This is a genomic window from Mucilaginibacter sp. (assembly GCF_036383575.1).
Classification (GTDB): Bacteria; Bacteroidota; Bacteroidia; order Sphingobacteriales; family Sphingobacteriaceae; genus Mucilaginibacter.
The window spans coordinates 1-5,948 of record NZ_DASVOB010000285.1; the positions used below are offsets into that span (position 1 = coordinate 1).

At 39.2% G+C, this 5,948-nt stretch carries 4 protein-coding genes; 2 read left to right on the forward strand and 2 right to left on the reverse strand.

Annotation, left to right across the window (positions count from 1 at the left end; all coding sequences use genetic code 11):
- Positions 1-389: inorganic diphosphatase (locus VF500_RS09880; RefSeq protein ID WP_330859516.1), on the reverse strand; the 389-nt coding region annotated here is incomplete at its 3' end.
- An 868-nt stretch (positions 390-1,257) separates the two neighbouring features.
- Between VF500_RS09880 and VF500_RS09885 the strand changes: the two genes are divergently transcribed.
- Both VF500_RS09885 and VF500_RS09890 read left to right on the forward strand, forming a co-directional pair.
- On the forward strand, positions 1,258-1,593 hold the full coding sequence (locus VF500_RS09885; RefSeq protein WP_330859517.1) for a helix-turn-helix transcriptional regulator: 336 nt from the start codon (positions 1,258-1,260) through the stop codon (positions 1,591-1,593).
- Between the two features lie 380 nt (positions 1,594-1,973).
- Positions 1,974-4,385: an ABC transporter permease gene (locus VF500_RS09890; RefSeq protein WP_330859518.1), complete on the forward strand. Its 2,412-nt coding sequence runs from the start codon at positions 1,974-1,976 to the stop codon at positions 4,383-4,385.
- A gap of 6 nt (positions 4,386-4,391) precedes the next feature.
- Here the strand turns inward: VF500_RS09890 and VF500_RS09895 are convergent.
- A partial coding sequence (locus VF500_RS09895; RefSeq protein WP_330859519.1) for an MFS transporter occupies positions 4,392-5,948 on the reverse strand: 1,557 nt, incomplete at its 5' end.

A 5,948-nucleotide genomic window follows, 5' to 3' on the forward strand; every position in this document is an offset into this window, starting at 1 on the left:
GGCGGCAGTTCGCTTAAATCATTAATGTAATTTACCGACATGTCATTATTGGCAACAGCGATAATTTTATCGTCCTGCTGGCCATTATCGATCATATGCATTACCCCGATCACCTTTGCTTCAATGATAGACATCGGAAAAACATCAACCGAGCAAAGCACTAAAATATCAAGCGGATCCTCATCATCACAATAGGTTTGAGGGATAAAGCCATAGTTAGCCGGGTACATTACAGATGAAAAAAGTACACGGTCTAACTTTAAAAGTCCGGATTCTTTATCTATTTCATACTTTGCCTTTGAGCCCTTCGGAATTTCAATAACGGCGTTTACAACATACGGGATTTTAGGCCCGGTTGAAACTTCATGCCATGGATGTTGTGTATTCATTGGTAATTGTTTAATCTTTTGATTATTTTTTTATGAAAGTACTAACAATTTAGCGAATCTATTAAAATATCCCTATTCATTTTTTTATACAGTTTTATTCAATTGCTTCTCACAGATGTCGTTTTTTTCACTATTCTCTGATTTACAATCTCATATAGCATGGAAATTCTTTTTATAATAGAAAACAGCTAAGCCAGTTAAATTTGTCATAGTAGCCTACAGTGATAATTATATTGGGAACAGTAAAAGGTTGCCTGCCCGATTTCCCCGGTTCAAAAATGCGACAATGGATATAAAGTCATACCATCTAAATCGCTTTATCTAATTCGTATAGAAAGCATGAAATATCGAGATTCCAGATCACCTGGCCATCAGGTTAATTCCAGATCAATTAACTATTAATATAACAGCATTTAAGAACAAAAATTTGGCATACATTTTTCACAATTGCATTACCATCAATAAAATTGTAACATTTTAGTATCAATTAGTGAATCCTGTTTTCAATATCACATTTTTAAATCCATAGCTAAAGATAAAAACCCACAATCAGGGTATAAAATTTCACACTATGTATACATTATTCCACACACTGGGAGTAATTAAATACACAACACCCCACCCAAATAAGAAATTACGAGAAAATATATTTCTCTACAGGAAAATACACTATTATAACTGACCAATTTTAGAGATAGTTAAATCAAGTATTCCTATCAATTTCGTCAGGATTAAAAATAGGACAATGGCATAAATGTTGTAATACATGGTTACTTAGCAATAAGTTAGGCATCCATTAATAACTAACTGTCAGCTAATACCTAAGCTTATTTTGGATTAGTTTTTTAACTTTTTACAGCTAAAAATTATGCAAAAACATCACGGTCAAATTGTAGAGATACTCGTAAGAAAAAAAGGCTTCAGCATTACCGAACTTGCACAACATTCAGATGTGAGCAGAAGTGTAGTATACCAGTGGTTTAACAGGAAAGAATTAAACGCAGATATCATTCACCGGATAGGCCGAATTGTAGATCATGACTTTTCGAGTGAGTTTCCGGAGTATTTCCAGAAAAGGACTAATGATACATACGACCCAAGAAACAGGGAAACAATGCGCCCCAATCAAACCCGGGTAAATGTTTGGAAAGATAAATATATCATTTTGCTTGAGCAGTACATTCAATTACTCTCTACCGAATAGTCTAAATAACCTATTCAATAATCAACCTGTATAAAAATGCATTATTTTGCATTTTTATACAGGCATAATACTTCCTTATAAACAGTTCTCAAAACTTAGCTAAAAGTTCCTTTCTCCTTTTTCAGCATTTTGAACAAAGAAGGAGCCTTCTATCCCACCCGCTCCCGGGCTATCAAGTTTACCCGTTACTTCATAGCCATTCATTTATAGTTCATTTTAAGCTTGTTATAAAAACGAACGCGGGCATGTACGCTTTCGATATATCCCCGGGTAAAGATACCAAAACAAAGCACTAAAAACCAACAACTTAACACATTGGCACTATATTTTAAACAACACTTCAAGATCATTCTTTTAGTCCTCTTTAAACCCATAATGTCATGATTAAAAATTACTTAAAAGTTGCGTGGCGAAATCTTTTAAAGAATAAGGTTTCTTCCCTGATCAATATCGGTGGCCTTGCTATTGGCATGGCTGTAACTGTACTGATAAGTTTATGGATCTGGGATGAACTGTCATTCGACAAATATCATCAAAACTATGATCGAATTGCCCAGGTAAGAACCCGGCTTACCGATCCCCATACTAAAGAGCCTTTTGCAAATGGATCGATGCAGGTTCCGATGGTAACCGAGCTTAAAACCAACTATAAAGATAATTTCAAGCATATTGTCATGGCTTCATGGGATGTTGACGATATCCTGTCGGCCGGGGATAAAAAACTTTCCAGAACAGGCCTGTTCATGGATCCCGGTGCGCCTGAAATGCTCACCCTCAAAATGATATATGGTTCAAGGGCGGGGTTAACAGATCCTTATTCTATTATGCTTTCTCAATCAACATCCAGGGCATTTTTTGGTGCTATTAATCCCATAAACCGGATAATGAAGATCAATAACAAATTGAATGTGAAAGTTACCGGTGTTTATGAAGATCTGCCGGTAAATACACAGTTCAAAGATCTCAAGTTTATCTCGCCTGCCGATTTATGGGTAATCGATAATCCCTGGATAAAACAAGCATCAAATGACTGGCAAAACCACTTTCTTAAAATTTATGTGGAGATCAACCCCAATACCGATTTTGAAAAGGTTTCAAGAAATATTAAAGATGCCGAATTAAAAAACCTTGCCAACTTTAAAGACGAGGCTAAACTAAACCCGCAGGTGTTTTTACATCCCATGCGCGACTGGCACCTGCATAATTACAAACGGGGCGTTGCCGATACCGGTCCTATGCAAATGTTATACCTTATCGGTATCATTGGTGCCTTTGTGTTACTCCTGGCCTGTATCAATTTCATGAACTTAAGCACTGCGCGTTCAGAAAAACGCGCTAAAGAAATAGGTGTAAGGAAAGCCATCGGTTCTATGCGTAAGCAACTGATAGGCCAGTTTTACAGCGAATCTTTTTTAGTTGTGCTGCTTTCATTTGTGGTATCGCTCATACTGGTACGTTTATCGCTATCTTGGTTTAATGATCTGTCCGGCAAACAAATACTAATACCATGGCAAAATGTTTACTTCTGGACGGCCGGGATTGTATTTATTTTTATAACCAGTATTGTGGCAGGGAGCTATCCGGCCTTGTACCTGTCATCCTTTAACCCGGTAAAAGTATTAAAAGGAACTTTCCGGGTTGGGCGTTTTGCATCCATTCCGCGCAAGGTGTTGGTGGTGGCACAATTCACTGTATCTGTCGCCCTTATCATATGTACTATAGTAGTTTACAGGCAGATCCAGATAGCCAAAAACCGCCCGGTAGGTTATACCCGTGAAGGGCTGGTGATGATCGAAAAAAAATCAAGCGATTTTGATGGAAAGTACGATCTGCTCCGCTCCGAGCTGAAAAACACAGGCGCAGTAACCGAAATGTCCGAATCATTTGGCAAAGTCACCGAAATCGCTTCAGGTAACGGAGGCTTTACGTGGCGCGGCAAAAAACCTAACCTTGAGGATCAGTTTGGCACCTTGCCCGTAACCTTTGAGTATGGCAAAACCGTCGGCTGGCAATTTGTGAACGGGCGCGATTTTTCAAGGAATTTTATAACCGACTCATCGGGCCTTGTCATCAATGAATCGGCCGTAAAATACATGGGATTAAAAAATCCTGTCGGCGAAGAAGTAAGTTGGAAATTCCAGAATCAGCCTGTAAAGCATTATAAAATATTGGGCGTTGTTAAAGATATGATCATGGAGTCGCCATACGCGCCAATGTACCCTACCATATTTATGATCAAAGGCCATGTTTCCACAACCTTGATCAACATTAAAATAAAACCCAATGTAAGCGCAAGCCAGGCTTTACCTAAAATAGAAGCAGTTTTCAAGAAACTCATCCCATCGGCCCCATTTGAGTACAAATTTGCTGATGACGAATATGCCTCCAAATTTACAGCTGAAGAACATATTGGCAGACTTGCTACAGTTTTTGCCGGCTTGGCTATTATCATTTCATGCCTTGGTCTTTTTGGGCTTGCTTCGTTTGTTGCTGAGCAAAGGGTAAAGGAAATTGGCGTACGCAAGGTATTGGGTGCATCCGTATTCAATTTATGGAGATTGCTCTCCAACGACTTTGTATTACTGGTGATGATATCATTACTAATTGCCTCTCCCCTTGCTTACTATTTCATGAACAAGTGGTTACAGCATTATCAATTCCGCGCCGAGATTTCCTGGTGGATCTTCGCAGTAACCGCCGCAGGTGCTCTTTTGATCACCTTATTAACGGTAAGCTATCAAAGCATCAGGGCGGCACTGGAAAACCCGGTAAAAAGTTTAAGAAGTGAATAAAATCAATTAATAAACCACAGCCGCAGGCTGATCTGATTTAAGATTAATAATTGTCCGGTTAACTGATGGAAATAAAATAACCAGCAATATAATAGCTAACAACACCCAGCTGATGAGCTGATAATAATCAACAGCAAAACGCAGCTGGGCTTGTGCGCCTATATTTTTACTTAACAGTCCGTTGGCTATTTTCGCAGCCTGATCAGTAGCTACACCTTTTCCTGTCAAGGCTTGTTTGTATATCGCTAATTTTTGAACAGCAAGCGGGTTTAGCTGGCTTAATTGCTCCTGGAAACGATTAGCATGGTCATTTTGCCTGTATAACTGAAAATAATTGATAAGCGCTATGCTGCTGCTAAAACCTGTAAAGCGCATAAAAATACCCACAGCCGAACCTGTGGTGCCATACTTTGCAGGAGATGATGATATCACAAACAGGATAACCGGGGTCATGAGCATTCCCGCCCCCAGGCCTTGTAATATTACCGGGATGATCAGATCTTCGGTATTAACCTGTGTTGAAAATACAAAGCACATATATACATGGAAAGCCAGCAGCAGGGTAAAACCTAAAATAAGGATCTGCCGTAACGGTGTTTTCTTCAGTAAAAACCTTGATGAAATAGTAACACTTATAATAATAGCAGCAAGATTATAGATAAGCAAGTATCCAACATGTATCGGGTCCATACTCATTGCGCTGCTCATAAATGAAGTAGTAACGCCAAACGAGCCTCGGCAGATGTAAAATACAAACAACAGCAGCGCAGCTAACACAAATTTGCGGTATTTAAAGGCCTGGATATGAAAGTAAGGCCGCTTGGAACTAAGCTGCCTGATCACGAAAATAGCAAGCAATACTGCGGCTCCTACAGCACTACAAAGGATGCGGCTGTCGTCAAACCAATCATACTGCTGGCCGTAAACCATAATATAACCAATTAAACAAAGCCCTGCCGAGTAGATCACAAAACTGGCCCAATCCAACTGGTACAAGGGCAGTTTACGGTTAAGCCGTACATTGTTCATGATGATACACATCAATATGGCTCCCGGCAAAAAAGAATAAATGGCACATTTGTATATCACATTAAAGTTAAAGTTATCGATAATGGACGCCGTAAACAGCGTTGACAGCGGTGATACACACAGCAGGATACAATAAACAACCGAATAGCCAATTTCTTTAGATCGTTCACTATGCAAACGGGTAAACATCAGCGTAAGTGTTATACTGAGACTTGTACACGTTAATAACCCTTGTATATACCTAAAGATCAACAGCACAAAAAAGACATGAACATGATAACAGATGTAACAGGTAGTTACCAATAACAGCACACTGATAAGCAGGTACATTTTACTGGCTATATTTTTGAAAAAACGTTTCTCCAATACCACGAAGCTTGCGGTTGCCGCATACAGGATGATCATCGAAAACTGCGCATCGTTAGGGCTTATGCCATAATAACCGGCGGCAGCGCTTACGTTACTGATAGATAACGAAAACAGGATAATACCCGGCAATACAACCAGCAATAAGGTGATCCTGATGAGCCATTC